This is a genomic window from Candidatus Tisiphia endosymbiont of Nemotelus uliginosus (genome assembly GCF_964264755.1).
Classification (GTDB): domain Bacteria; phylum Pseudomonadota; class Alphaproteobacteria; order Rickettsiales; family Rickettsiaceae; genus Tisiphia.
On sequence record NZ_OZ183481.1, the window covers coordinates 62,531 to 87,701 of the forward strand.

At 31.1% G+C, this 25,171-nt stretch carries 28 protein-coding genes; 7 read left to right on the forward strand and 21 right to left on the reverse strand.

The window, feature by feature from the left end; translation table 11 throughout:
- Positions 1-38 precede the first annotated feature (38 nt).
- Positions 39-1,319 carry a tyrosine--tRNA ligase gene (gene tyrS / locus ACFELW_RS00310; protein WP_375330548.1) on the forward strand — a complete coding sequence of 427 codons (1,281 nt, stop codon included), beginning with the start codon at positions 39-41 and terminating at the stop codon, positions 1,317-1,319.
- Positions 1,320-1,430: 111 nt separating this feature from the next.
- Here the strand turns inward: tyrS and ACFELW_RS00315 are convergent, their stop codons facing one another.
- From ACFELW_RS00315 to ACFELW_RS00385, 15 genes are all read right to left on the reverse strand, one after another.
- On the reverse strand, positions 1,431-1,919 hold the full coding sequence (locus ACFELW_RS00315) for an adenylyltransferase/cytidyltransferase family protein (protein ID WP_375330094.1): 489 nt from the start codon (positions 1,917-1,919) through the stop codon (positions 1,431-1,433).
- Complete coding sequence (gene cyaY / locus ACFELW_RS00320; RefSeq protein WP_341759568.1) at positions 1,912-2,256, reverse strand: iron donor protein CyaY; 345 nt, start codon at positions 2,254-2,256, stop codon at positions 1,912-1,914. The genes ACFELW_RS00315 and cyaY overlap by 8 nt, the downstream gene beginning before the upstream one ends.
- A 2-nt stretch (positions 2,257-2,258) precedes the next feature.
- Positions 2,259-3,239: an endolytic transglycosylase MltG gene (gene mltG / locus ACFELW_RS00325; protein WP_375330095.1), complete on the reverse strand. Its 981-nt coding sequence runs from the start codon at positions 3,237-3,239 to the stop codon at positions 2,259-2,261.
- Positions 3,240-3,394: 155 nt separating this feature from the next.
- A complete protein-coding gene (locus tag ACFELW_RS00330) occupies positions 3,395-3,733 on the reverse strand; it encodes a DUF2672 domain-containing protein (protein ID WP_341749387.1) in 339 nt (112 codons plus the stop codon).
- A 3-nt stretch (positions 3,734-3,736) separates the two neighbouring features.
- Positions 3,737-5,404: an energy-dependent translational throttle protein EttA gene (gene ettA / locus ACFELW_RS00335; RefSeq protein WP_375330096.1), complete on the reverse strand. Its 1,668-nt coding sequence runs from the start codon at positions 5,402-5,404 to the stop codon at positions 3,737-3,739.
- A gap of 118 nt (positions 5,405-5,522) precedes the next feature.
- Positions 5,523-5,990: a PD-(D/E)XK nuclease superfamily protein gene (locus ACFELW_RS00340; protein WP_341759571.1), complete on the reverse strand. Its 468-nt coding sequence runs from the start codon at positions 5,988-5,990 to the stop codon at positions 5,523-5,525.
- Entirely contained in the window at positions 5,983-6,885 is a 903-nt protein-coding gene (locus tag ACFELW_RS00345) for a DNA adenine methylase (protein ID WP_341759572.1), read from the reverse strand. The genes ACFELW_RS00340 and ACFELW_RS00345 overlap by 8 nt, the downstream gene beginning before the upstream one ends.
- Positions 6,886-6,939: 54 nt before the next feature.
- Positions 6,940-7,224 (reverse strand): hypothetical protein, encoded by a 285-nt coding sequence (locus ACFELW_RS00350; protein ID WP_375330097.1) that lies wholly within the window; start codon positions 7,222-7,224, stop codon positions 6,940-6,942.
- 32 nt (positions 7,225-7,256) lie between these two features.
- The gene (gene fsa, locus ACFELW_RS00355; RefSeq protein ID WP_375330098.1) at positions 7,257-7,907 is read right to left on the reverse strand and encodes a fructose-6-phosphate aldolase; all 651 of its coding nucleotides are present in this window, start codon (positions 7,905-7,907) and stop codon (positions 7,257-7,259) included.
- Complete coding sequence (locus ACFELW_RS00360; protein WP_250311630.1) at positions 7,908-8,780, reverse strand: ParB/RepB/Spo0J family partition protein; 873 nt, start codon at positions 8,778-8,780, stop codon at positions 7,908-7,910.
- Entirely contained in the window at positions 8,777-9,541 is a 765-nt protein-coding gene (locus tag ACFELW_RS00365; protein WP_375330099.1) for a ParA family protein, read from the reverse strand. Before ACFELW_RS00365 ends, ACFELW_RS00360 begins: the two co-directional genes overlap by 4 nt.
- Positions 9,516-10,115 (reverse strand): 16S rRNA (guanine(527)-N(7))-methyltransferase RsmG, encoded by a 600-nt coding sequence (gene rsmG, locus ACFELW_RS00370; protein WP_094648981.1) that lies wholly within the window; start codon positions 10,113-10,115, stop codon positions 9,516-9,518. The genes ACFELW_RS00365 and rsmG overlap by 26 nt, the downstream gene beginning before the upstream one ends.
- The gene (gene mnmG / locus ACFELW_RS00375; RefSeq protein ID WP_094648990.1) at positions 10,115-11,965 is read right to left on the reverse strand and encodes a tRNA uridine-5-carboxymethylaminomethyl(34) synthesis enzyme MnmG; all 1,851 of its coding nucleotides are present in this window, start codon (positions 11,963-11,965) and stop codon (positions 10,115-10,117) included. Before mnmG ends, rsmG begins: the two co-directional genes overlap by 1 nt.
- A 7-nt stretch (positions 11,966-11,972) precedes the next feature.
- A complete protein-coding gene (gene ndk, locus ACFELW_RS00380) occupies positions 11,973-12,395 on the reverse strand; it encodes a nucleoside-diphosphate kinase (protein ID WP_094648980.1) in 423 nt (140 codons plus the stop codon).
- An 88-nt stretch (positions 12,396-12,483) separates the two neighbouring features.
- Positions 12,484-13,764 carry an MFS transporter gene (locus tag ACFELW_RS00385; protein ID WP_341749396.1) on the reverse strand — a complete coding sequence of 427 codons (1,281 nt, stop codon included), beginning with the start codon at positions 13,762-13,764 and terminating at the stop codon, positions 12,484-12,486.
- Positions 13,765-13,931: 167 nt separating this feature from the next.
- Here ACFELW_RS00385 and ACFELW_RS00390 point away from each other — a divergent pair, with 167 nt between their 5' ends.
- The 3 genes from ACFELW_RS00390 to ACFELW_RS00400 all read left to right on the forward strand — a co-directional run bounded on the left by ACFELW_RS00390 (position 13,932) and on the right by ACFELW_RS00400 (position 14,836).
- Positions 13,932-14,111 (forward strand): DUF2706 domain-containing protein, encoded by a 180-nt coding sequence (locus ACFELW_RS00390; protein ID WP_375330100.1) that lies wholly within the window; start codon positions 13,932-13,934, stop codon positions 14,109-14,111.
- The gene (locus ACFELW_RS00395; RefSeq protein WP_375330101.1) at positions 14,098-14,598 is read left to right on the forward strand and encodes a ComF family protein; all 501 of its coding nucleotides are present in this window, start codon (positions 14,098-14,100) and stop codon (positions 14,596-14,598) included. Before ACFELW_RS00390 ends, ACFELW_RS00395 begins: the two co-directional genes overlap by 14 nt.
- Before the next feature lie 124 nt (positions 14,599-14,722).
- Positions 14,723-14,836 carry a ComF family protein gene (locus ACFELW_RS00400; RefSeq protein ID WP_341750996.1) on the forward strand — a complete coding sequence of 38 codons (114 nt, stop codon included), beginning with the start codon at positions 14,723-14,725 and terminating at the stop codon, positions 14,834-14,836.
- Positions 14,837-14,903: 67 nt separating this feature from the next.
- Here ACFELW_RS00400 and der read toward each other — a convergent pair whose 3' ends face one another.
- Entirely contained in the window at positions 14,904-16,265 is a 1,362-nt protein-coding gene (gene der / locus ACFELW_RS00405; protein ID WP_341749305.1) for a ribosome biogenesis GTPase Der, read from the reverse strand.
- Positions 16,266-16,442: 177 nt separating this feature from the next.
- Between der and tolQ the strand changes: the two genes are divergently transcribed.
- Genes tolQ through ACFELW_RS00420 form a run of 3 tightly spaced genes read left to right on the forward strand, consistent with a single transcriptional unit; the run spans position 16,443 to position 18,557 of the window.
- On the forward strand, positions 16,443-17,168 hold the full coding sequence (gene tolQ / locus ACFELW_RS00410; protein ID WP_094649069.1) for a protein TolQ: 726 nt from the start codon (positions 16,443-16,445) through the stop codon (positions 17,166-17,168).
- On the forward strand, positions 17,168-17,602 hold the full coding sequence (tolR, locus tag ACFELW_RS00415; protein WP_375330102.1) for a protein TolR: 435 nt from the start codon (positions 17,168-17,170) through the stop codon (positions 17,600-17,602). Before tolQ ends, tolR begins: the two co-directional genes overlap by 1 nt.
- Positions 17,592-18,557: an energy transducer TonB gene (locus tag ACFELW_RS00420; protein ID WP_375330103.1), complete on the forward strand. Its 966-nt coding sequence runs from the start codon at positions 17,592-17,594 to the stop codon at positions 18,555-18,557. Before tolR ends, ACFELW_RS00420 begins: the two co-directional genes overlap by 11 nt.
- 69 nt (positions 18,558-18,626) lie before the next feature.
- Here the strand turns inward: ACFELW_RS00420 and ACFELW_RS00425 are convergent, their stop codons facing one another.
- The 5 genes from ACFELW_RS00425 to ACFELW_RS00445 form a co-directional block, all read right to left on the reverse strand.
- Positions 18,627-20,864, reverse strand: a complete 2,238-nt coding sequence (locus tag ACFELW_RS00425; protein ID WP_375330104.1) for a hypothetical protein — start codon at positions 20,862-20,864, stop codon at positions 18,627-18,629.
- Positions 20,865-21,595: 731 nt separating this feature from the next.
- Positions 21,596-22,882: a citrate synthase gene (locus tag ACFELW_RS00430; protein ID WP_375330105.1), complete on the reverse strand. Its 1,287-nt coding sequence runs from the start codon at positions 22,880-22,882 to the stop codon at positions 21,596-21,598.
- Between the two features lie 112 nt (positions 22,883-22,994).
- Positions 22,995-24,200, reverse strand: coding sequence for a dicarboxylate/amino acid:cation symporter (locus tag ACFELW_RS00435; RefSeq protein WP_341748633.1), 1,206 nt, complete (start codon positions 24,198-24,200; stop codon positions 22,995-22,997).
- A 149-nt stretch (positions 24,201-24,349) separates the two neighbouring features.
- Positions 24,350-24,664, reverse strand: coding sequence for a divalent-cation tolerance protein CutA (gene cutA, locus ACFELW_RS00440; RefSeq protein ID WP_094648709.1), 315 nt, complete (start codon positions 24,662-24,664; stop codon positions 24,350-24,352).
- Positions 24,665-25,081, reverse strand: a complete 417-nt coding sequence (locus ACFELW_RS00445; RefSeq protein ID WP_375330106.1) for a 6-pyruvoyl trahydropterin synthase family protein — start codon at positions 25,079-25,081, stop codon at positions 24,665-24,667. It lies immediately after the preceding gene.
- Between the last annotated feature and the right edge of the window lie 90 nt (positions 25,082-25,171).

Sequence of the window (25,171 nt, forward strand, 5' to 3'; positions counted from 1 at the left end):
CCTATGTTCTATTGTTTAATTTTATTATTTTGTGAATAATTATGTTTATTAAGGATTTTGAGAATAAAGGTTTTTTATATCAATGTACTGATTTAGAAAAACTAACAACACTAATGAACAATAGTAAAATATCTGTTTATATTGGCTTTGATTGTACAGCTCAATCTTTACATGTTGGGAGTCTGATGCAAATTATGATTTTGCGTCTATTGCAACAATATGGTCATAAACCAATAGTAATCCTGGGAGGGGCGACTAGTAAAATTGGTGATCCTACTGGTAAAGATGAGGCAAGAAAATCTTTAACAAAAGAAGAAATTGCCAAAAATGCCGAAGGTATAAAAAAATCATTATCAAAATTTATTAAATTCGGTACTGGGACAAATGATGCAATATTAGTTGATAATTCAGAGTGGCTCGAATCGTTAAATTACTTAGATTTTCTTGGCAAATTTGGTAGTTTTTTTTCTGTGAATCGTATGTTATCTATGGACTCGGTGAAATTACGTTTGGAAAGAGAACAGCATATGAGTTTTTTAGAATTTAACTATATGTTACTACAAGCCTACGATTTTTATCATTTAAATAAAGTATATGGTTGTTCTTTACAAATAGGTGGTAGCGACCAATGGGGTAATATCATAATGGGCGTTGATTTTACCAGGAAACTAACTGGTAATGAAGTTTTTGGTATGACTACGCCATTATTAACAACTGCTTCTGGCAATAAAATGGGCAAGTCTGTTGGTGGGGCGGTGTGGTTAAATGAAGATATGTTAAGCCCATATGATTATTATCAATATTGGCGAAATTGTGAAGATCAGGATGTAGTTAAATTTGCTAAATTATATACTGAGCTAGAGGAAGGTAAAATGCAAGAATTTATCTTACTTGCTGGATCTGATATTAATGGTGCCAAGAAGCAATTAGCCTTTAATTTAACAAAACTTTGTCATGGTGAACAAGCAGCTATAACAGCCTTAGAAACAGCTACAAAGGTTTTTGAACAAGGAGAAATCGATATAAATTTACCAGCTATCTATATTGAACATAGCAGGTTAACTATAGGTATTCCGGCATATGAATTGCTTTATGAACTAAACCTTGTTGAGTCAAAATCTGAGGGGCGTAGGCTCATTAGAGGGGCTGGAGCTAAAATCAATAATCAACTAATCGAAGATGAAAATATGATGATTAATTTGACTTTTATGCAGGATAATCAAGTTATTAAAATCTCTGCGGGTAAGAAGAAACATGTGTTAATAAGGTTGAGGGAGTATGGTGGTTCACTTTCTCTAGACAAAAATTTAGCAATTTAGAGATATAATTCCCATAAAATTAGTATTGTTACTATTATGAAGTGAAGGTAAGCATTTATAATATCCTGCAATAAATAAAGCTGTTCAAAAATCAAACATACATAAGGTGAGTCATTTGACTATATTACTGGTGCTAAACACTGCTCCTATTTCTTGGTCTCTTACTAAGTCAGTAACTTCAATCACCTTTGCTCCTATAAGTTTAGCTTGAATCTGTTTATTGCTAAGTTGAGGATCATTCTTTGTTATGGCGATTATCGACGGACAAGTATTTTGTACTAATTTATTATAGTCATCAAAACCTTTAAGTTGAGGTAACATAAGTACTTTATCAACAAAACTTAAGCTACTTAAAATTTCTGCACGTTGCAACTGATTATGGATGACTTCACGTTTCTTATAATTATTAATAGTTTCATCTGGTTCCAAAGCTACAATTAGATAGTTTCCTTGAGCTTTAGCATTACGTAAAAACTGTATATGACCATAATGCAATAAATCAAAACATCCTCCAACTAAAACTAGTTGATTATTTTTTGAACATTTATGCAATAATGTACCATTATAATAAATTATTTTTGTGTGATTATCTTCAACCATATTCAAATTCTCCAAATCTTTTTAAGTTTTTGAAGCATATTCTGAAATTAATTTTTAGCTCCTGTTCTAAAATGGCAACTAGCTCATCAGATGATTTTGATTGCCATCTATCAGCAGCGTAATAAAAATGGTAAGGACCGCTAATCGGTGAAGATAGCCAAATTTCCTTAGCAGCTGAGTGTTTATTAATAACAAATATGCCTTGGTTGGTAGTTAAAGTTAAAATATCACCCTGGAAATCAATATCGATAAGGCAATCTTTATCTTCTGTTTCAATTATCTCTGCAATTAAAGATATAGTTTGTTCAGCTAATTTAGCAAATTCAGTATTATCCATGCTTAAGGTTCCTTCAAAGTTTTACGATAAGCATTAACATGCTTACTATGATCATTAAAATTATTAGAAAAATTATGCCCTCCAGCACCGTTACCAACAAAATATAATGAATCAATTTTAGCAGGATTTACCACAGATTCTAGAGATTTTATTCCAGGACAAGAAATAGCTCCAACTGGTAAATTAGCAATATAATATGTATTATAAGGCGATTGCATTGCAAAATCTTTTTTAGTTAATGGTCTTGTTAGTTTATCTTTCCCAAGTGTTATAGCATAAATTGTTGTTACATCTGATTGTAGTTTCATATGTTTTTTTAGGCGATTTAGAAATACAGCGGCAATTGAAGGTTTGTCGGAGTTTAAGCTAGCTTCCTTCTCCACAATGGATGCTAAGATTAATACATCAAGGCGAGTTTTTAATGGAGAATCAGGTGATAATTTTTCCATAATTTTGTCGAGCTGTAAAGACATTAATTTTCGCATTTTATCAATGATTTGCTCTTTTTGATCGCCATATGAAAAGAAATAGGTAGATGGCATTAAAAATCCTTCCGGAATTGTTCCTATAATCTCTCCCATTAATCGTTCTTCGCTATTAATTTTTTTTATTATTTCATGGACAAGCATACCTTCAGGTATAAGCATTTTATGAATAATTGATTTACCACTGGATAATATCCTTAGAGTTTGCATAGGAGAAATATTTTGAGTAAAAATATATTCCCCACTCTTTATAGAATGTTTTAATGAATATATTTTGGCAAGAAAGGCAAATAAAGCAGGATATTTAATGATGTTATGATCATTTAATGTCATAGAAATTTGATCAGTTGACAATCTAGGTTTGATTATTACCGTCTTGTTTTCTACAAGTTCCCCAGGGGCAAATAAGTAAAATATACAAAAATTGATTCCACTGACTAGTAGAATCAATGTAATAGTTACACAAATAAATTTTATTTTTAGTATTTTCTTAAACAAGATACACCTAATAAGAGTTAAACAGATTCATATAATTATATAGTCAATTCAGGAAAATTTGGAGCTAGGAGGCTGCCTACGATAACGTTCCCAATTTCTCATCAATTGACTATAGCACAAAATAAGCTAGCACTAATAGCATATGAAAAAATTTATTATTTTTTATGATTTTCCACTATATTCCCATATTCTGTACTTTTTATTTTTATAAGCTTATCATATTTTACTTTAAGTTCATTTAGGGAATAATTACCATCATAATATCCTTGGATATTAATAATTCTTTCTAAATAAAAGTTCAACTGCTCAACATCATTTTCTACAATATCATTATCAATTTTTAAATCTTTTGTAATATATGTTAATGCCTGATTTTTGACTGCTGAGCAGTATAATTTAAATTCTTGGATTTTTTTTATAATCATAGGAATATCTTCTGGCTTTGTTACTATCATTGCTACTAACATAACCACTAATATTTCTCCTATAGACATATTTTATACTAATTTTTTATGACGATATTTAGGATTAATAACATTTTCACCTGTTAAATTAATCATATAATCATGATAATCTTGGTAATTTCCTTCAAACCATGTAGCATTTCCATCTTTATCAAAAGCAATAATATGGGTTGCTATTCTATCTAAAAACCAACGATCATGGCTTATCACTAATACACATCCAGCAAAATCTAAAATAGCATCTTCTAAGGCTCGTAATGTGTCAACATCCAGATCATTCGATGGTTCATCAAGTAAGATAACATTAGCTCCTTCTTTTAATAATTTGGCTATGTGTACCCTATTACGTTCACCTCCAGAAAGTTGCCCTACTTTCTTTTGTTGATCGCCCCCTCTAAAATTAAAGGCTGCACAATAAGCACGACTTTTCATTGATCTAGAACCAAGTTGTAGCTCCTCAAGACCTGAAGAAATTTCATGCCACACAGTATTGTTATCATCTAAACTATCCCTTGATTGATCAACATAACCAAGCTTAACAGTTTGTCCTAATTTAATAGAACCGTGATCTGGGTTGGTTTTACCAGTGATAATATTAAATAAGGTAGATTTGCCGGCTCCATTTGGACCTATAATACCAACAATAGCCCCTGGAACCACCTTAAAACTAAAATCTGATAACAGTACCTTATCATCATATCTCTTTGCTATATGTTCTGCCTCTATGACTAAATCGCCTAGACGTGGACCATTAGGTATAATAATTTGTGCCACGCTTGATTTTTGTTCTTTTTGTTTGAGTAACAGATCTTGATAGGCAGTAATTCTAGCCTTGCTTTTTGATTGCCTTGCCTTTGGTGATTGGCGTATCCATTCAAGTTCTCGTTTTAATTGTTTATTCCTATCATCATCTTCTTTATCTTCATTTTCTAATTTTGCTTGCTTTTGTTCAAGCCAAGCACTGTAGTTAGAATGCCATGGAACACATCTACCTCGATCCACTTCTAATATCCAATCCGTTACATTATCAAGAAAATATCGATCATGGGTAATAACTACTACTGTGCCTTTATAATTTTTTAAGTAATTTTCTAGCCAAGAGACCGATTCAGCATCTAAGTGGTTTGTTGGCTCATCAAGTAATAACATATCAGGCTTTTCTAGCAAAAGTTTACATAATGCCACTCGCCTTTTCTCTCCACCTGAGATTTTTGTAACATCAGCATCTTTATCTGGACACCTTAATGCAAACATAGCAATCTCTATTTCTCGCTCTAAGCTCCAAGCATCACAACTATCTATTTTTTCCTGTAGATCAGCCTGTTTTGCTAGAAGTTCATTCATTTCATCATCGGACATTTCTTCAGCAAATTTATTGCTTATTTCATTAAATTCGTCAATTAAGGCTTTTTTATCATTTAAACTTTCCATAACATTATCGAAAACATTTAGAGTAGGATCAAGATATGGCTCTTGAGCTAAATAACCAACTTTAACCCCATTAGCCACAAAAGCCTCACCATCATATTCTTTATCAATAGCTGCCATGATTTTTAGAAGAGTAGATTTACCTGCTCCATTTGGACCAATAATACCAATTTTTGCCCCTGGTAAGAAGGACAAATAAGTTTCCTTTAAAATTTGTTTACCGTTGATGGTCTTACTTAAACCATTCATAACATAAACATATTGATACGACATAATCATTAATTCCTTTATTTTTTGTAGTTTATTTGTAGTTTTTAAATAGTTAGTGAAACAGATTAATCTTACATGAATTTTTTAATCATTAAATTTGTAAATTATATACATATATAGCCTAAATATTTTGTTTGTTTGTCCAAGTTGTAAATTCAGACATACTAAAAACACCTTTTAAGTTTCCATGAACTTGATCTTTTAACCATTGTAAAGCACCTTTTTTGTAACCATCTCCATCTATAATGATAATAGCATCATAAACACTTTGTTTTTTAATATTTAATATTGTATAAGGGTATTTTTCATCTGCAGAACCGCTTGATTGTTGCCACTTAGATTCAATAACAAGACAATTAGAATGTTTTATAGGATGATATAGAATAAAATCACATTGCCAAACAGTATTATAAATAGTTTTTCCTAAATTAAATTGCCTAGTATAAATTGGTTGTGCTAATGTTTGTGAAGCAATAAATCTAATCTTAGGAACAAAAACGTAACCTTCCCTAACAAGACGATTATTTATAAATACCTCAAGTTCATTACCTGTTTTATTTGCAATTGATCCACCTTGTGTTTTATTCATAATTTCTAATCAAAACCTCTTCTGCATTTTTCCTTTCATTAGCTTTACAATTAATAGTGCGTGGTGCTTCGATAATCTCTATATAAAAATCTTTATACATCTGCTTTATAAACTGAATATTAGAATTTGAAAGCATAAAATATACACCCTTATCGTTTAACTCTTTACATTTTTGATAAAGTTTTATCTGATCTGTTTCTATAAAATCAAGTTTGGTATATTTAGTAAAAGATGCATTAGTTATAGGATGATAAGGAGGATCAATATAAACAAAATCACCCTTATTTGGAGAGACTTTGCTGAAATCTTGATATTTTATGTCAACATTTTGTAGTAATTTACTACAAGCTATTATAGTTGTCTCATCAACTATTGCTGGATTTTTGTATCTCCCCATAGGCACATTAAATTCACCTTTTTTATTGACTCTATAAAGCCCATTATAACAGGTTTTATTAAGATATATAAAACGTCCAGCAACTTCTATATCATTATCATTAATAAATTGTTTTCGGATTTTGTAATAATACTCTTCACAATGATTTACTTTATGTTTTGCCAGTAGCTTTATTAATTCTTGAGGTTTATTTTTAATCACAGCATATGTAATAACTAAATCTAGGTTTATGTCTGATATAGTTGCACTAGCTGGAGCAAGAGCAAACAAAAGTGCTCCTCCCCCTACAAATGGTTCATAATAGCTTTTATAAGTTTGTGGCGTTCTTGAGGATAATTCTTTTATTAAACTTCTTTTTCCACCTACCCATTTTACAAATGGTTTTGCCTTATCGTCGTTTTCAATTATCATGTCATCATTTTTTACTACAGCTTTTCCTATCCTTGATAAAGCTTCATTAAACGATATTTCTAAATTGTTTAATGATTCAATTTTCATAAGAATTTACCAAATATTTTTTGACATTTAAAAGAATGTTATTAAACATATTGCCTATTTAAAGATAAATTCATTCAAATATCTTTCAGTGTGTTTTTCACTTATAGAATGATAAACACCAAATACTCCATGCTTAAACAGCACATTATAGAAGTTTTGTAATACTCTAGATAAAATTGTCGAACCAATAGTTATATTATTCATCGTTGTTTTTTCTATGGTTTTTATCTTAACCTTTTCAATAACCTGTGCTTTGACATTACCACTTCTTTCTACCATAACCAAACTGTAAGCTCGTTCACTTGGCAATTCGTAACTTTTGCAAAAACATATTTGCATAAATGTTTAGGTTATACAAGTATATAATTTTCTTAAATTTTTAACCCCGATTTATTCCAATCCTTATTAAAAATCTCTAAACCTGAATCTGTTAGTGGATGATTTAATAATTGCTTAATAATTTTACCAGACATTGTAGCAACATCAGCCTTATACATAGCAGCTTGATAAATATGGTTAGGGCTTCTTATAGATGCAGCAAGGATTTTTGTTTGATACTGATAATTATCGTATACTTGTCTTATATCACTTATTAAACTAATACCATTTTGACCTATATCATCAAGTCTACCGATAAAAGGTGATATATAAGATGCTCCAGCTTTTGCAGCGATAAGTGCTTGATTAACAGAAAAGCATAAGGTCATATTCACTTTTTTTCCTTTATCTGCAAAATATTGGCACGCTTTAATACCGTTCCATGTCATAGGTAATTTAATCACAATATTGTTGGATATTCCTAGGATCTTATTACCTTGACTAATCATAGTATCAACATCATTAGCAACTACTTCAACACTAACATCAGAAGTTATTATCTTACATATTTCTGCAATAGTTGATACAAAGTCGTATTTTGTCTTAGACATCAAGGAATGATTAGTAGTTATGCCATCAATTATACCTAATTGGTTAATCTCATCAATTTCTTTAATATCAGCACTATCTAGAAAAATTTGCATTTAATTTAACCTCGATAAAATTGAATCAAGTTCTTCTAAATTACTATAGTGAAATATCAATTTCCCACCAATTGGGTAATCTTCAATGGTTACTTTTATATTAAATCTTTCTGACAATGATTTAGCTAATAATTGTAGATCATTCTCTTTACTACTCTCTTTTAGAAGACCTCTCCCTATACGTTTATCATGTTCTGGGGTTTTTGTATATTCATTTTTAGACCAATTTCTTACTATATCTTCAGTTTGACGAACACTTAAATCATTCTCAATAATATGATTAGCTATTACCTCAGCTTGCTGGTGATTAATTAGACATCTTGCATGTCCCATAGTTAAAAGCCCCTCATTTATTTTATCTTTGATAGATTGTGGTAACTGATTTAGTCTTAATAAATTAGCTATATGACTACGGCTCTTGCTAACTTTTTCTGCTAATTGCTCTTGTGTATAACCAAACTCTTTTATTAATCTCTCAAATCCTTCCGATTCTTCTATAACAGATAATTCCTCTCTTTGAATATTTTCAATTAGAGCTATTTCTATAATTTCTTTATCTCCTATATCTTTTATAATAGCAGGAATATCAGTAAGCTTAGCCACCTTACAAGCACGCCAACGTCTCTCACCAGCTATAATTTTATATTTCCCATCACTGACTGAGCTAACAATAATTGGTTGTAACAAACCATTATTACTTATGGAATCGGCTAATTCTTTTATTTTATCATATTCAAACTTTTTTCTTGGTTGATTATTCCTAGCTTCAATTTTATCAATATCTATAATTTTTACTAACTCATCCTTCTCTACAGTAAAAACTTCTTCTCCAAGCAAAGCTGATAATCCTTTGCCTAAATTTTTATTTTTCATATATTTCTACCTAAAATCTCTTTTGTAAGTTCTATATAAGCAATAGAGCCAGTACATTTATGATCGTAGATAATTGCTGGTTGACCGTGAGATGGTGCTTCAGATAGTTTTACATTCCGTGGAATAACTGTCTTAAATACCAATCCTCCTAAGCATTTTCTAACATCATTCTCTACTTGCTCAGTTAATCGATTGCGTTTATCATACATAGTAAATAAAATGCCGGCAATTTTTATTTTGGGGTTTAAATTCTTTTTTACAATTTCAATTGTTTTTAGCAAATGACTTAATCCTTCTAATGAATAAAAATCACATTGCATAGGGATTAATACATAGTCACAAGCCACTAATGCATTAACTGTCAATAAGTTAAGAGAAGGAGGGCAATCTATAATAATGTAGTCATATTTATTGACTAATTTATTTAACAAATTTGATAATAAATATTCACGCTTTTGTATACTTAATAAATCTATCTCAGCACCTGATAAATTAGTGTTAGCTGTAATTATTTGTAAATTTGGAATATTCGTTTGTATTATGGCTTCTTCAATCGTTTTTGAACCAATTAGTACCTGATAAATAGTAACTTTTCTATCCTGTTGGCTTATACCAAAACCAGTGCTACTATTTCCCTGAGGATCTAAATCTATTACCAAAATCTTTTTACCCATCACAGATAAAGCTGTTGACAAATTTACAGTAGTTGTGCTTTTTGCAACTCCACCTTTTTGGTTAACTACCGCAACTATTTTTGTCATATATGTTACTAATTTCTAAAATCTTACTATTATTAGAAGTCTCACTATCATATATAGAATGACAAAAAGACCATCTCTTTTTAGCAATCTCAATTTCTTGTTGATACTTCTCACCTTTAAATAATAAATACTTATTTCTTACATTAATATGTTTAGTATAAGCCAATATTTTATCTAACTGAGTACAAGCTCTAGAAGTTAATATATCACAATCTAATTTAACACTTTCTATTCGTTGATTAACCACATTAATTTTATTACTAGAAATTTTGGAAGCTTGCAATAAAAAAACAGATTTTCTTACATCAGACTCTACTAAAGTAACATTCTTTATCCCGGCAATAGACAAAACTATTCCTGGAAATCCACCACCTGAGCCAACATCTATTAAATGAATATTTTGGTCATTTATGTACTTCATTAGTTGTAAAGAATCTAAGATATGTCTCACCCAAAAATCATTCTTGGTATTACAAGAAACGAGATTAATAGCTTTATTCCATTTCAACGTTAATGATTGATACTTCTCAAGAGCTTCTAATACTTCACGTGAAACACTACTATAATTATACATTAATGTCTATATTTTGTTTTTATATAAATTATAATTGCTATTAAAGCAGCTGGAGTAACCCCAGATATTCTTCTAGCTGCACCAATAGTAGCTGGTTTGTGATACTGGAGTTTTTCCCTTACTTCTGTAGACAAGCTGGGTATTTTGAAGTAATCAATATCATCATCTAATAATTCTAGCTCTTCTTCTTTAAATAATTGAATATCTGCATTTTGTCTAGTCAAATAAGAAGAATATCTTGATTCAATACAAAGATAATGAAGAATTTTTTTATTTAATGAAATAAGCTCTGGAAAGATTTCTATCGTTTTATCAACACCAAAATTTGGTAATCCTAGTAAATCAAAGGCTGTTTTATATGAACCATCTTGTGCGATAGAGACGCCCAGGTTGGCTAATTTAGTAGTTGTTAAAGAGATAGTTTTTACAATGTTTTCTACCTTATGAATATCGTCACATTTCTTACTAAAAACTTCTTTACGTAAATTAGATATAATACCAATATCTATAGCCATTTGAGTTAGTCTTAAATCTGCATTATCTGCCCTAACCGAAAGTCTATATTCAGATCTAGAAGTAAACATTCTATAAGGCTCTATTGTACCAAGAGTGATTAAATCATCAATCATAACACCAATATAGGCATCTGCTCTAGTCAAAATAAAATTTGATTGATTTTTTAGTGATAAGGCTGCATTAATGCCAGCCATAATTCCTTGCCCCGCGGCTTCTTCATAGCCAGTGGTGCCATTAATTTGACCAGCAAAATACAATCCCTTAATTTTTTTCGTTTCTAACGTTATTTTTAACTCTCTAGGATCAACATAATCATATTCTATTGCATATCCTGGTTTTAACATAGTGGCATTTTTAAGACCAGGAATTGTTTTTAGCAATGCTAATTGTATATCTTCAGGTAATGATGTAGATATGCCATTTGGGTATATAGTATGGTCGTCCAAGCCTTCAGGTTCTAAAAATATTTGATGACTTGCTTTAGAGAATCTAGTAACCTTATCTTCAATGGATGGACAATATCTTGGTCCTATACTCTTGATTTGTCCAGAATACATAGCTGACTTATCTAAGTTATTCCTAATAATTTCATGAGTTTGTTCAGTTGTTCTAGTAACGAAACAATTTATTTGCTTTATCTTAACAGAAGTTGTGAGTTCGGAAAAAGGGCGTGGCACAGCATCTCCAGCCTGCACCTCTATTTCGTTATAATCAATTGTTCTTCCATCTATTCTTGGAGGAGTACCAGTTTTTAACCTACCAAGAGCAAAGCCGAAAGATTTTAGTGCGTTAGATAAACCGTATGACGGCTTTTCACCTATTCTACCCGATGGAATTTTTTTATCTCCTATGTGAATGAGTCCGGATAAAAATGTACCGGTAGTTAATATAACTTTTTGACATTCAATTCTAGTACCATCATCTAAGGTTAATGCTTTTACTTCAGAGTTGTGTATCTCAATATTTTCTACAGATGCACATAAAATTGTCAAATTTGGATGATTTATCAAGGCATTATACATAGCTTTTTTATAAAGCTTTCTATCAGCTTGAGCTCTTGGTCCCCAAACTGCTGGACCTTTGCTTTCATTAAGCATCTTATAATGGATACCAGCTTGATCTATAATTTTACCCATGAGTCCATCAAGAGCGTCTATCTCTTTTACTAAAGTACCTTTTGCTACCCCACCTATTGCAGGATTGCAAGACATTTCACCAAGATTATCTAGTTTTAAAGTAATTAAAAGAGTATCTATGCCAAGACGTGCAGCAGCCGAAGCTGCCTCACAACCAGCATGACCACCGCCAATAACTACAACGCTATACTTCATAATCATTGTGTTATTCTACAATTTCTTTTTCAGCAAAGAAAAATCTCACTTCTCTTTCAGCACTTTCTAAAGTATCAGAACCATGTATACTATTTTCCTCAATATTTTTTGCAAAATCTTTTCTAATAGTACCTAATTCAGCATCATTTGGATTAGTAGCTCCCATTATTTTACGATTTTGTAAAACAGCATTTTCTCCTTTAAGAACCTGCAAAACAACCGGACCGGAAGTAATAGACTCTATTAAACTATTAAAAAATGCTCTTGATTTATGTTCTGCATAAAAAATTTCTGCTTGATCTCTAGTTAAAATAGTCATTTTTTGAGCTACTATTTTTAGCCCATTATTTTCTAAGTAAGAATTAATTTTACCAATTAGATTTCTTTTCGTAGCATCTGGCTTAATCATTGAAAACGTATATTCTTGAGTCACAGTAAACCTTTATTAATTTATTATTAACATTTATATAAATTTATATATTTTTGGCAAGTAAATTCTGATAGTACAGTTAGGTAACATGTTATGCAGTTCTTCTAGAGCTATAATTCCAAGTTAAGGAAAGAATTATTGCTCCCAAGAAAGCGGACAGGCTAAAAAATAAAAAAACACCATTCCAACCTAAGTTATCAGAAATCCAACCAACACATACGCCAGCCAGTGCAGCACCAAGATAACCAAATAAACCTGAAAGACCATTAGCTGTACCAACGGCTTGTTTATTAGTAAAATCTGCTGTAGCAACACCTATTAATACTTGTGGTCCAGATACAAAAAAACCAACCAAAGCAAGAGTAATAATACTAAATATTTCATACTCATTTGGCATTTGCCAAAATAAAATAATAGTAAAAGCTAAAGCAAACATAAATACTGAACCAACTGGTCCACGTCGTCCCTGAAATATTTTATCTGACATCCATCCAGCAACAATACCACCAGTTAAACCTAAAATGTCATAAGAAGCAACTTGCCAACCAGCTTGAGCAATAGTAATGTTTTTTAGCTCGCACAAAAACACAGGAGCCCAAAAAATTATACCTGAACGCACAATATAAATAAACATGTTGGCAAAACACACATACCACATTAATCTATTACAAAATACAATTTTTATTAATTGAGTTGTTAATAAATTATCACTATCAAGAGATATATCACATTCTTTGTACTCTTCCACTATAGGTAAATTAACCTCACTGGGAGAATTACGTAATCTATTGAATAGAAATAATGATACTAATAATGCAATTATTCCAGGAATTATAAACGCTGCTTTCCAACCGTAAGCATCTATTAAATAACCACATACTATCATAGTGATTGCTCCGCCAATTTGATTAGAAGTGGCTCCTAGAGACCATTTCATTCCTAATTCCTTAGAAGCGTACCAATAAGTTAACATACGTGTTGCAGGTGGCCAACCCATAGATTGAAACCAATTATTCATAATCCATAAAATACCAAGAGATGTTATGCTTGAAGCAAAACCTGATAACAATGTTACAACACCTACACATATAAGACCAATTACCATAAATATACGAGCATTTGATCTATCACTTAAGAATCCATTACATAACTTTCCTATACCATAAAATATAGAGGCAGTTGTTAAAATCCAACCAAGTTGAGTTTTGGTTACATCAAAATGCTCCATTAAAGCAGGCATTACAATATTAAAATTCTGACGACAAAGTATGAATGTCGAGTAACCAACAATTATCGAATATAAAATTCTAATACGCCAACTATTATACTTTTTTGCATAAGGGGGTCTTTCTTTAAAGGGTATATTTGCCATCACTGCCTTGATTTATCAATTTTGCATTATATATCCTTGTCAAGAAAAATACCACAAGCTATTATGTTTTTTATATCTAAAACTTATTTTTCATCAAATATACTTGAGATATATTGCAAACTAGGATAACTTACCTATAAACTCTAAAATTATTTTAAATGACAATTATGACAAAATTATTAAGATTTCTTCTGCCTTTTGTTGTGTTATTACAATTATTATCATGTACCTCTAGTCCTCCTTATGAGATTAAAAGTCCTTGTGTATCTATTAAATCAACAGATCCGTCTGGTATTAGAAACCCATGTGTTCGTAGACCAGTAAATTTAACCATTGACATCGCTTAAAGATTTGCTTCATTACGTACACAAAATCAGTAGACTTTATGATTATCTTATAGATTACATCTTACCAGCAAGATGCTTGTCTTGTATCGAAATGACTGAAACTAAAGAGGATTTTTGTCAAAATTGTTGGAAAAAACTTGATTTTATTACAAAACCCTACTGTATTATTTGTGGTAGTAGATTAGATATATCAATTTTAGATAATATGTGTTGTGCAAAATGCTTTCAACATAAACCTTGTTATGATAAATCTCGTAGTCTAATTAAATTTAATGAGCATAGCAAAAAAATAATTCATGCCTTTAAATACCAGGATAAAACTATTCTTGCTAAAACTTTTAGTAAATTATTTTATACACACTATAATAGTGAAATTCAAGACATTGACTTAATTATTCCAGTTCCCATGAATAGGTTCAAGAGGTTGTTTAGAATGTATAATCCTGCTTTGATTCTAGCCTTAGAAATTAGCAAGAAAGTCGTTTAGTCCGGATGTATTAATTAAGTCAAAATGGACTAAATCTCAAACATTTTTATCTAAAAAAGAACGAGAAAAAAACTTATCAAATAGCCTTATACTCAATAAAAAATATCAGATTATAGGTCAAAAAATATTATTAGTAGATGATGTATTGACCACTGGAACTACAGTTAACAAATGTGCTAAAATCTTAAAAGATTCTGGAGCTGAATGTGTTTATGTTATGACAATTGCCATGACATAAGTACCATAGGGCTACGCCTTCTCGCAATGACCTTATACTTTAACTTTTTTTCGTGAACGCTAACATTCTATGATTTTACATATGGATTTTCAGTTTTAGTATAAATAAATCTTATTGGAACACCTGGTAAATTAAAAGCTGCCCGCAAGTTGTTTATAAGGTACCTAGTATAACTATCAGTGATTTTTTCAGGATTATTGGAAAATAGCTTAAAGGTCGGTGGACGAATTTTTGTTTGAGTCATATATTTAATTCTAACACGTCTTCCGCCTTTTTGTAAGGGTAACGGATGCTGTTCAAGGGCAAAACCTAACCAATCATTCAGTTTACTTGTTGTAATTTTTTTATTCCATAAATTATAAATTCTGATAGATTCATCTAGCACCATATTAATATTATGTTTTTTTAAGGCTGATATGAATATTATTGGCAATCCTCTAACTTGTGGTAGATTGGTTTCTATCTTATAAGCAAATTCCTCTTTAAATTTATCCTGATCTCTTCTCTCAATCAAATCCCACTTATTAACTACTATAAGCAAACTTCTGCCTTGATCTATAACATAATTGGCAATATTTAGATCTTGTTGTTCTAGAGGAGTTCGTGCATCAACCATCAGAATAACTGTATTAGCAAACTTGATGCTATTAATAGCGTCAGAAGATGATAATTTTTCTAAGGATTTAGTAACCGTTCCTTTTTTTCTTAAGCCAGCCGTATCAATTAATTTAAATTTATTATCATTATATAGCCAATCAATTTCTATAGATTCTCTTGTTATACCGGCTTCAGGTCCTGTTAATAATCTTTCATTGTTAATAATGCTATTAATAAAAGTAGATTTTCCTGCGTTTGGTCGACCACTCACCACTATTTGTATATAGTTAGCTTTTATTGGATCGGTTAATTGGTCAGTTAATTCTTCCTCTCCATCTTCATTTTCTAATTCTTCAGTTATTGCATCGTATAAATCTGCCATACCAACACCATGCTCAGCAGAAATTGGTACTACATTATCAAAACCAAGCTTGTAATATTCTTTAGCAAAGTCAAATCTTCCTTCACATTTATTAACGATTAACACAGATTTCTTATTATATCTTCTGATAAAATTAGCAAAAAACTGATCTTCAGGTAACACCCCCTCCTTGCCATCTACCACAAGACATAGCAAATCTGCCTCTATAATCGCTTCCATAGTTTGTTGCATCATTCTATATTCTAATTTTTCATCTTCTGCTTCTTCTAAACCAGGAGTATCAATTACCGTAAAATCGAATGGACCAATTTGTGCATCAGCGTATTTTCGGTCGCGTGTTACCCCAGGGAGATCATGGACGATTGCCTTTTTCCTGATAGCTAAACGATTAAAGAGCGTAGATTTTCCGACATTGGGTCTGCCAATAATTGCCACAATTTTTTTAGTCATGTCACTTCATTTTATCATAATAACGCGTTAACACTAATATCAAATCATTTGAATATTAGCAATATTTGCTATATTATTAGCACTTAATTATATAAAGTTAAACAGTTTATTGTACCTATCAGGGATTTTGTATATAGTTATTCAAAATAACATTTTAAATAATATATAATGGCAACAATGAGCACAAATAACAATATTAATGATGTTGTAGAAATTACAGCACAAAGTGGTTCATCAATTTTTTCTCTGATATCGTCATCTGATATCATCGGAAAATTTGTTATGATAATTTTGGTAATTGCCTCAATCTGGGCATGGACTATTATTATAGATAAGATACTCCATTTAATTCAGGTAAGAAGGAAGATTGCAGTTTTTGAAGTTACTTTTTGGTCTGGAACAGTTTTAGACCAATTATATGAAACTACCAAAAGAACAATCAATAATCCTCTTGCTGCAGTTTTTGTAGCCGCGATGAATGAATGTAACCGTCAAAGTTCCAAAAACCTCACTGATGCACTTAAAATTAGTCATAAAGAGCGAATAATACAATCTATGTATTTGATCAGAAATCGTGAAATTGAAAGATTAGAACAAAATTTAGGTTTTTTGGCAACTGTTGCTTCTAGTACACCATTCATAGGATTGTTGGGTACTGTCTGGGGAATTATGCATAGTTTTCAGTCTATTGCAGCATCAAAAAACACCTCACTTGCTGTTGTTGCGCCTGGTATTGCAGAAGCTCTATTAGCAACGGCAATTGGCTTATTTGCGGCAATTCCGGCAGTGATTTTTTATAATTACCTTTCCTCGCAAATAATTAAGATTAACAACAAAATCGATGATTTTATTAATGAGCTTAGTTCTATATTATCAAGAGCTATAGATGAAGGAAAAATGTAATGGCAATACAATTACGCAACTTAGGTAATCAAAGAGCAAGAAGTAATTTAGTCAGCGAGATTAACATTACACCACTCGTTGACGTTATGCTAGTATTGTTAATTATCTTTATGATAACCTCTCCAATGCTAGTATCAGGTATTAATGTTGATTTACCAGAAACAACTTCTAGCCCACTGTCAGGACAAGATGAGCCTTTAGTGATTAGTATTAACAATAAAGGAGAATTATATTTATTAGAATCTAAAATAGAAAGACAAAATTTGGCTAGCAAGCTAACTAATATTACAAAAGAAAAAAAAGATACTAGAATTTTTGTAAGAGGAGATAAAAATGTATCCTATGGTGAGGTAGTTAGTGTTGTAGCTGAAATCCATGCAGCTGGCTTTTCTAAAGTAGCACTAGTTTCAAATATTAAATATAATGAAAAATAATAATATTGTTTCTGTCTCTTTTATTTGCTCGGTAGTACTTCATTTACTAATAATTTATTTCTTTTTATTTGGTCTACCATCATTGTTTAAAAAGCTTCCTGAAGAGCAAGTAATAGTTTTTGAAATGTTACCGATTAGTAATCAATCTAATGTACCCAATAAAACTAAACAGCCTGAAAAAGCTATAGAGAATCAAGATGCAAAAAAGGTAGAGCAAAGTAAACCTGACTATGTAGAAGAGAAAAAACCTGTAGAGAAGGCTGTTGAAGAAAAGAAATTGGTAGAAGACAAACCGGTAGAAGAGAAGAAGTCCATTGAAGAGAAGCCTATTATTGAGGAAAAAAAGCCTATAGAAAAGCCTATTATTGAAGAAGAAAAGCCTCTAGAAGAAAAACCTATTATCGAGAAAAAGAAGGCTATAGAAGAGAAGAAACCTACAGAAGTGAAAAAGCCTACAGAAGTAAAGAAGCCAATTGAGAAAAAAAAGAAAATTCCTAATAAAAGTGACTTAGATTCTTTGCTTAAAAATTTAGAACAATCATCTGAAGGCTCTAATGCAAAGTCAAATAAACAAGCAAGAGCCAAAGAAAATAAAGAAACTCAGGAATCGAAAGGTTCATACGATGACACGTTAGCTCTTTCTATCAGTGAAATATCTTTAATTAAGCAACAAATAGAGAGATTATGGAGTAAGCCTATTGGGATACAAAATCTTGAGCAGTTAAGGGTAATTTTGTATATTGCTTTAAATAAAGATGGTAGTGTTAAAGAAGTAAAAGTAAAAGAAACAATATGCCCAAATATAACGAAAACAGCTTGTGACGCTCTATCTGACAGTGCAATGAGAGCCGTATGGCAAGCAAGCCCTATTAATAATCTAGACCCTCAGCGTTACGATAGCTGGAAAGAATTTAATTTTCTTTTTAATCCGAGTAATAGCAATTCCTCAAATTAATTTTTGGGATTTGATATAGAATATTTTAGGATATAAGAGCCTAGGTGCTATACAACTTTTAGCTAACTCTTATGATTCTTCTCCAATACAGCTTACTTCATCATATGGGCTAGGATAATCTTCAATGTTAGGATAACTTTCTTGAGGAACATTGTACTTTAAAGTAGACTCTTCTTCCTGTGTATGATAATCTGCACCAGAAACTTTTATAACATTAATAGCATTAGACTTAAATGCCTTTCTTATACCAGCATGGTTAGTTTTGTAATCAAATTCTATTAAAACAGCACCATTATTGTTCTCATAAATTTTGCTTGCCCATAACCTAGTATCTTCATTTATTTTAAGTTCTGGAAAATATTTTTCTAATATTTTAATCCCACTATTAGTATAATTTTTTACTATACCTTTAGTTAAAGCATTGATAAATGCTGTCCGTGTAGAGTCCTCTAATGAATCTAGCAGATTAGGGGCAATCATAGCATAAATATTATTGTGTTTCTTACTAATACTAACAATATCTTTATTCTTTGTTGTATATGATACCTTGTCGGGAATGTACCAAATTTGATAATTTTCTTGATGAAGATCAGAAATCTTATCATGAAAGGGTTGAGTACTCTTTTTAAGGTTTTGATAATATTTATGTATAATTGTCCAGTGGTTTAAACATTTTGTAACAAAACTTTCTTTGTATAAGGAATCTTCTTGAGTAGTAGCAGTATTATTTGCTTTAGTTTCAGACTTTTCTTCAGAGCTGTATTCTTTTGAAGCATAATTAGATGCCTCAATATGCTCACTAGCCGGAATTACAACCTGTTGTTCTTCACTAATATGTTGTTCTTTAATACGTTGTTCTTCACTAATAGTTTGATTGATAATTTCTAAAGCAAAAGTAACTTCATCATCTTCAGTAATGTTACGAATAATGTTTTTAAGTTTTTCTCCTAATTTTGGATCTATTGTAGTATCTCTTGATAATAGATAATACTGACATATATCAAGTATGTTTTTATAGTAACTGAAAAATTTTCCCTTTATGGCATTACACGCATTGTATGTTTCTTTAATATAACCCCAGTTCACTTTTAGAAAATCTTTATTCTTATCTGCAAATGCCTTTAACATCAAACCTAATTTAACCTCATAAAGGTAAACTTCAGGTTCTATTTCATATTCAAACTGTTTGAATTTATAGGGTTTTAACAATTTTGTTGCGGTATCTAAATGATTTTTAGTTTGATCTAAGTTTTCAATAGCTAAATATAATTCTGCCACTTTTATGTTAGTTATAGGATCTTTCTCTAGATGATCATTGTTTCGGAGCTTATCTAAAACTTTTTGATAATTTATTTGTTCTATCTCATTTTTAGACCAATTTTTTAAACAACCTAAAATCCTTAAGGAACTCTCAGACGTGGTACTCTCAAAATTCGGGTCATTAATTATCTCCTGCATAGCGTTAACACTACACTTTCCTGTTTGCATAATGAATGCATTTAAGAATTTTGTAATAGTTGTATGAATTCTTGGGCTTTGTTCTGAAAAAGCTTGATCAATTATTTTTAGATTTTCCTGTATCTTTTTAACAAATTGTTCAGAAGGATGATATGAAAACAGTTCTATAAATATTTCTAGAGCTTCACCAGATAATTTAAATTCTTTAACTAAATAATCAAGGGTACGATTTTTAAATGAACCACTTTTCATATTATATAGAGCTATTAATAAACCATACAAATCCTCCTCTATCTGAGTACTATTAGCATATTTCATTAATTCTAATGATACTTCAATTGTTTCTTTTAAGTCGTTCTTATGCTTACAGTAATTAAGTCGTAGACTATAAGCATGGTGTTTCATACTATTGTCAATTATTAGACTACTATTATCCTTAGTATGTAATGCAACTATTTCTCTAGTATAATTATCTAATGAATCTTCATCTGTTTTTGTTAATATCCCATTTTTATTATATCGCTTTATTAACTCTTCACCTAACTCTTCATAGTAAACCCGCTTCAAGAAATCTGATGGTATATCTTTGACAATAGAACGTATTATTTTTATGTAATTATCAATATCTGTATCTTTATAACATTCCCTTAGAAATGCATTTACAACATGAAACTCATAACATTCATCATTAGTCTTGGGAGAAAATAATCTCATACATCGAGGAATATCATCTGTTTTGTAATTTAAGATAGCATCCAAACAGTCTAAAAGTTCTGCTGACGTCCCTAAATCTTCTGCTAACACACTCACTTTCTTGGCTATACATAAATATCCTTCTGATTTTCTCATGGATGTAGACGAATCTTCTTCTAATTTTTTTAAATTTCTCTACATTTTTATCGTAATCTGCTTTATTAGGGTTTTGTGTTATTTCTAAAGAACTCTTAGCACCTTTGTCTTTCAAAAATTGAATTAATTCTTTGTTTTTCTTTATATCTGAGTTAATGTTTAATTGACCATGTAAAGATTCAACCAAATCCAGTAATGTTAGTTCATCATTGGTTAATCTGTTAGGATTAAATAAATTCTTACCAAGAGCTTCACTATTCACTAAATATTTGATAACACTGTTCTCGTCTTTCTTTATCTTTAAATGCTCACGAGTGGATATAAGCTTATATAATATCGTCCCACATAGTTGAAAGATTTTTGCAGTCTCATCTATTTTTTGAACAGAACTTAATAAGAATTGCTCGATAATATTTACATATTTTATTTTTTTTTCATTAGTTATATCAGCTGCCCCGAGGGAACGTAAAATATGTTCGACTATAAAATCTCCCATAGTAGATTCACCATGACCATGTATAAACTGTAAAGATATAAAATCCTTTAAAGGTATAAGTAAAATTTTTTCTAATTGCTCAAAGTGTTTTTGTTTTATACTAATATTACCTGCTGAGCTGCTAGCTGATAAGCTAGTATTTGTAGACGTTTCTGCAGAATGCTTCTGTTTTGCAGGGTATTTATGTTTTGTAGATATTGTTTTTTCATATAAATAAAGCTACCTTATTTTTTAGCTATCTTTTATCAAAAGGCATAAATTCTCTTTGTACATACCCAGTATATAATTGCCGAGGTCTGCTAATTTTTTGTTCTGGATCTTCATGCATCTCTTTCCATTGCCCCATCCAGCCGACAGTTCTTGCCATAGCAAACAATACTGTAAACATCTGTGATGGTATACCCATAGCCTGATAAATAATACCAGAATAAAAATCAACATTCGGATAAAGCTTGCGATCGATAAAATATTGGTCATTGAGAGCAATTTTTTCAAGCTCAGTAGCAATTTGTAATAAGGGGTTCTTACGGTTCCCTAACTCATCTAATACTTCTTTGCAAGTTTCTCTAAGTACAATTGCTCTTGGATCATAACTTTTATAAACTCGGTGACCAAAACCCATTAATCGAAATGGATCATTTTTATCTTTTGCCCGTGCGATATATTCCGGAATACGGTTTATGGTGCCAATCTCTTTCAACATGTTAATTACTGCCTCATTAGCTCCACCATGGGCTGGTCCCCATAAAGAAGCTATGCCAGTACTGATACAAGCAAATGGATTGGCTCCGGACGACCCGGCTAAACGTACTGTTGAAGTGGAGGCATTCTGCTCGTGATCAGCATGAAGGATGAATATTTTATCTAAGGCATTCTTTACTACCTGATTCACCTTATATTTTTCACAAGGGGTTGAAAACATCATATAGAGAAAATTTTCAGTAAAATCTAGACTATTATCAGGATAGATAAAAGGCTGTCCTATTGAATATTTATATGCCATTGCCGCAATAGTTGGCATTTTGGCGATCATTCTAATAGAAATCAATTCACGTTCATTTTCTTCTACATTTAGAAAATCTGGATAGAATGCAGATAAAGAACCAACCACAGCCAACATAATTGCCATAGGATGATCTGATGGACAAAACGCCATAAATAAATTTCTAAGCTGCTCATTAATCAAAGAATGATAGGTAATTTTCTGAGAGAAAGATTTATATTGATCAATAGTCGGCAATTCACCATTTAATAGCAAATAGGATACCTCTAAGAAATTACTTCTTTCTGCTAATGTTTTAATATCATATCCCCGATATCTCAATATCCCCTGATCACCATCTATATATGTCATAGCTGATTTACAAGCTGCTGTAGACATAAATCCAGGGTCGTAAGTGAAATAGCCTGTTAATGAATATATACTGCTAACATCAATAACATCTTGACCGATTGAGGCTCTTTTGATTGGTAAATTAAAGGTTTTATCTCCTATTTTTAGTTCAACATTTTCTACTTTCATATATCCTTCATTTTTTCATAATGATGCCAATTTACTATTGCTAACACCTTCTCGGGTTAACCATCATGTTACTATATCATATTTTTATTGTCCACTAATACCAAAATTCTAATTATATTGAGTTATATGTATCTTTATCCAGAGTACCTTCACTATTATCGATAATCAAGGTAATTGTTGCATCCCCTGTAATATTAATGGTCGTACGTAACATATCTAATATCCTATCAATTCCAGCGATTATAGCAACCCCTTCAATCGGTAAATTGATCGAAGACAGTACCATAGGTAGCATTATTAAAGAAGCTCCAGGAATGCCAGCTCCACCTATAGACCCGAGAGTTGAGGTAATAATGATTACTAAATAATCATGCAATGCTAAATCTACACCCATCATTTGGGCAAAGAATATAGTGGTAAGAGCTAAATTTATTGCAAACCCATCCATGTTTATCGATGCACCAAGTGGTAATACAAAAGAAGTGCTAGATTCAGATATACCTAGTCGTTCACGACAAACTTGCATAGTAGTAGCAAGCGTTGCTTTACTACTAGAAGTAGAAAAGGCAAGCACTTGATATTCTAGACTTTTTCTATAAAAAGGTAATGGTGATATTCGACAGAATAGATAAATTAACATGCCAAAAATACCATATTGACATATCATAGCAATAACTACCGCAACAACTAATTTGGACAAACTAATCATTACATCAAAGCCCTGAGTACCAACTATCCAAGCCGTTAAAGCAAATGCACCATATGGAGAAAGCTGAATGATCATTGAGATCATTTTTAACACCACTTTTGATAATATATGAAATAAATTCTTAATTGGTTCAGCACTAATACCCATTTTATTTATCACAAGTCCAAAAAATATTGCAAAGAATACAATTTGTAAAACATTAGAATTGGCAAATGAACCTACTACATTCTCAGGCACAATACTTACAAAAAAGTTAAGTATGTTAAAGGATTTTTCTTGCGGTATAGTTTGTGCAACATCAAAGTTAATATGTACACCATGCCCTGGCTTTAATATAAGAGCAACTGTAATACCAAAAACTACGGCAAAGAAGGTCGTGCCTAAGAAAGCTGCAACCGCCTTTAACCCTACTCTACCAAGAGAAGCAGGGTCATTCATACTAGTTATACCCGCTACTAAACTAAAAAATATTAAAGGAGCAATAATCATTTTTATCAAACGCAGGAAAATATCTCCTAGCGGTTTTATGTAAGATACATATTCAGGAAAATATATACCAAACACTATACCTAAGATTAACCCCAATGTAACTTTTTTCCATAATTTCATTATTATACTTAATTAAATTAAAGAGTGTTTTAAACTTATTTTGCTGATTTCAGGTGAATGTCTATAATAAAAACTAGCTGTACTAACTAATTACAACTCTTTTTACCATAATTGAGTAAATCTTAATTCTAATAAACACTCTCTTAAAATTAGATACTTTGAGTTACCCAGTTTAAGTACGCCGGTAGCCCATCTTGAATGTCGAGCTTTATTATTTGAGGAAGATCATAATTGTGTATATCAATAATCATCTTTTCTATTGCATTGTAGTTATCAGACTTGGCTTTTACTACAATACGAAATTCTGGTACAGAAGATATCTTACCTTCCCATTTAAAATAGCTGACTATATTGTCTACTTGTATGCAAGCAGCTAGATTTGCTTCCAACAAACTAATGGTTAGTTTGTCTACTACTTGCTGGTCATCGGTCGTAGTTAAAATTACACAACATCTTTGTACCACTTATACCTCAACAAAGCAATTAGGTGTTTCAAATAATTTGACTTTTGTAATAAAAAAGGAACTATTAGTAAATAATAGTGGCAAAATATCCAACTTTAAGTGCAACGCTATATTCTCTGCTGTTGGATTTTGTTGCATATAATATATTTTCTGACCAGTCCAATCACATATTTTATCTCCTATCTCTTTATCATTTTGATGTAATATAATATTATGATCAAAATTATCATCTATCCAGTTTTTTATTACTGATTTTAGGTAACTAAAATCTACCACCATACCAAGATTATTGGTAACATCAGATCCAGCGGTAACTTCAAGGACATAACGATGACCGTGTAAAAATTGACATTTATTCTTATGCCCGATCACCCTATGACCTGCATCAAATTCAATTTTGCGCGTACATTTTATCATAATTTCTTGTTCAGTATCTTATATTACCCAAAAATATTTTGTCAGCAATGGTGTAAACGTCATTGTGGGAAACCACTTTAGTGGCGACGA

Coding starts and splice junctions, on each gene's coding strand:
- ACFELW_RS00315 (WP_375330094.1), bottom strand. CDS start 1,919: ATGGTTGAAGATAATCACACAAAAATAATTTATTATAATGGTACATTA.
- cyaY (WP_341759568.1), bottom strand. CDS start 2,256: ATGGATAATACTGAATTTGCTAAATTAGCTGAACAAACTATATCTTTA.
- ACFELW_RS00330 (WP_341749387.1), bottom strand. CDS start 3,733: ATGTCTATAGGAGAAATATTAGTGGTTATGTTAGTAGCAATGATAGTA.
- ettA (WP_375330096.1), bottom strand. CDS start 5,404: ATGTCGTATCAATATGTTTATGTTATGAATGGTTTAAGTAAGACCATC.
- ACFELW_RS00340 (WP_341759571.1), bottom strand. CDS start 5,990: ATGAATAAAACACAAGGTGGATCAATTGCAAATAAAACAGGTAATGAA.
- ACFELW_RS00345 (WP_341759572.1), bottom strand. CDS start 6,885: ATGAAAATTGAATCATTAAACAATTTAGAAATATCGTTTAATGAAGCT.
- ACFELW_RS00350 (WP_375330097.1), bottom strand. CDS start 7,224: ATGCAAATATGTTTTTGCAAAAGTTACGAATTGCCAAGTGAACGAGCT.
- fsa (WP_375330098.1), bottom strand. CDS start 7,907: ATGCAAATTTTTCTAGATAGTGCTGATATTAAAGAAATTGATGAGATT.
- ACFELW_RS00360 (WP_250311630.1), bottom strand. CDS start 8,780: ATGAAAAATAAAAATTTAGGCAAAGGATTATCAGCTTTGCTTGGAGAA.
- ACFELW_RS00365 (WP_375330099.1), bottom strand. CDS start 9,541: ATGACAAAAATAGTTGCGGTAGTTAACCAAAAAGGTGGAGTTGCAAAA.
- rsmG (WP_094648981.1), bottom strand. CDS start 10,115: ATGTATAATTATAGTAGTGTTTCACGTGAAGTATTAGAAGCTCTTGAG.
- ACFELW_RS00385 (WP_341749396.1), bottom strand. CDS start 13,764: ATGGCAAATATACCCTTTAAAGAAAGACCCCCTTATGCAAAAAAGTAT.
- ACFELW_RS00390 (WP_375330100.1), top strand. CDS start 13,932: ATGACAAAATTATTAAGATTTCTTCTGCCTTTTGTTGTGTTATTACAA.
- der (WP_341749305.1), bottom strand. CDS start 16,265: ATGACTAAAAAAATTGTGGCAATTATTGGCAGACCCAATGTCGGAAAA.
- tolQ (WP_094649069.1), top strand. CDS start 16,443: ATGAGCACAAATAACAATATTAATGATGTTGTAGAAATTACAGCACAA.
- tolR (WP_375330102.1), top strand. CDS start 17,168: ATGGCAATACAATTACGCAACTTAGGTAATCAAAGAGCAAGAAGTAAT.
- ACFELW_RS00420 (WP_375330103.1), top strand. CDS start 17,592: ATGAAAAATAATAATATTGTTTCTGTCTCTTTTATTTGCTCGGTAGTA.
- ACFELW_RS00425 (WP_375330104.1), bottom strand. CDS start 20,864: ATGAGAAAATCAGAAGGATATTTATGTATAGCCAAGAAAGTGAGTGTG.
- ACFELW_RS00430 (WP_375330105.1), bottom strand. CDS start 22,882: ATGAAAGTAGAAAATGTTGAACTAAAAATAGGAGATAAAACCTTTAAT.
- ACFELW_RS00435 (WP_341748633.1), bottom strand. CDS start 24,200: ATGAAATTATGGAAAAAAGTTACATTGGGGTTAATCTTAGGTATAGTG.
- ACFELW_RS00445 (WP_375330106.1), bottom strand. CDS start 25,081: ATGATAAAATGTACGCGCAAAATTGAATTTGATGCAGGTCATAGGGTG.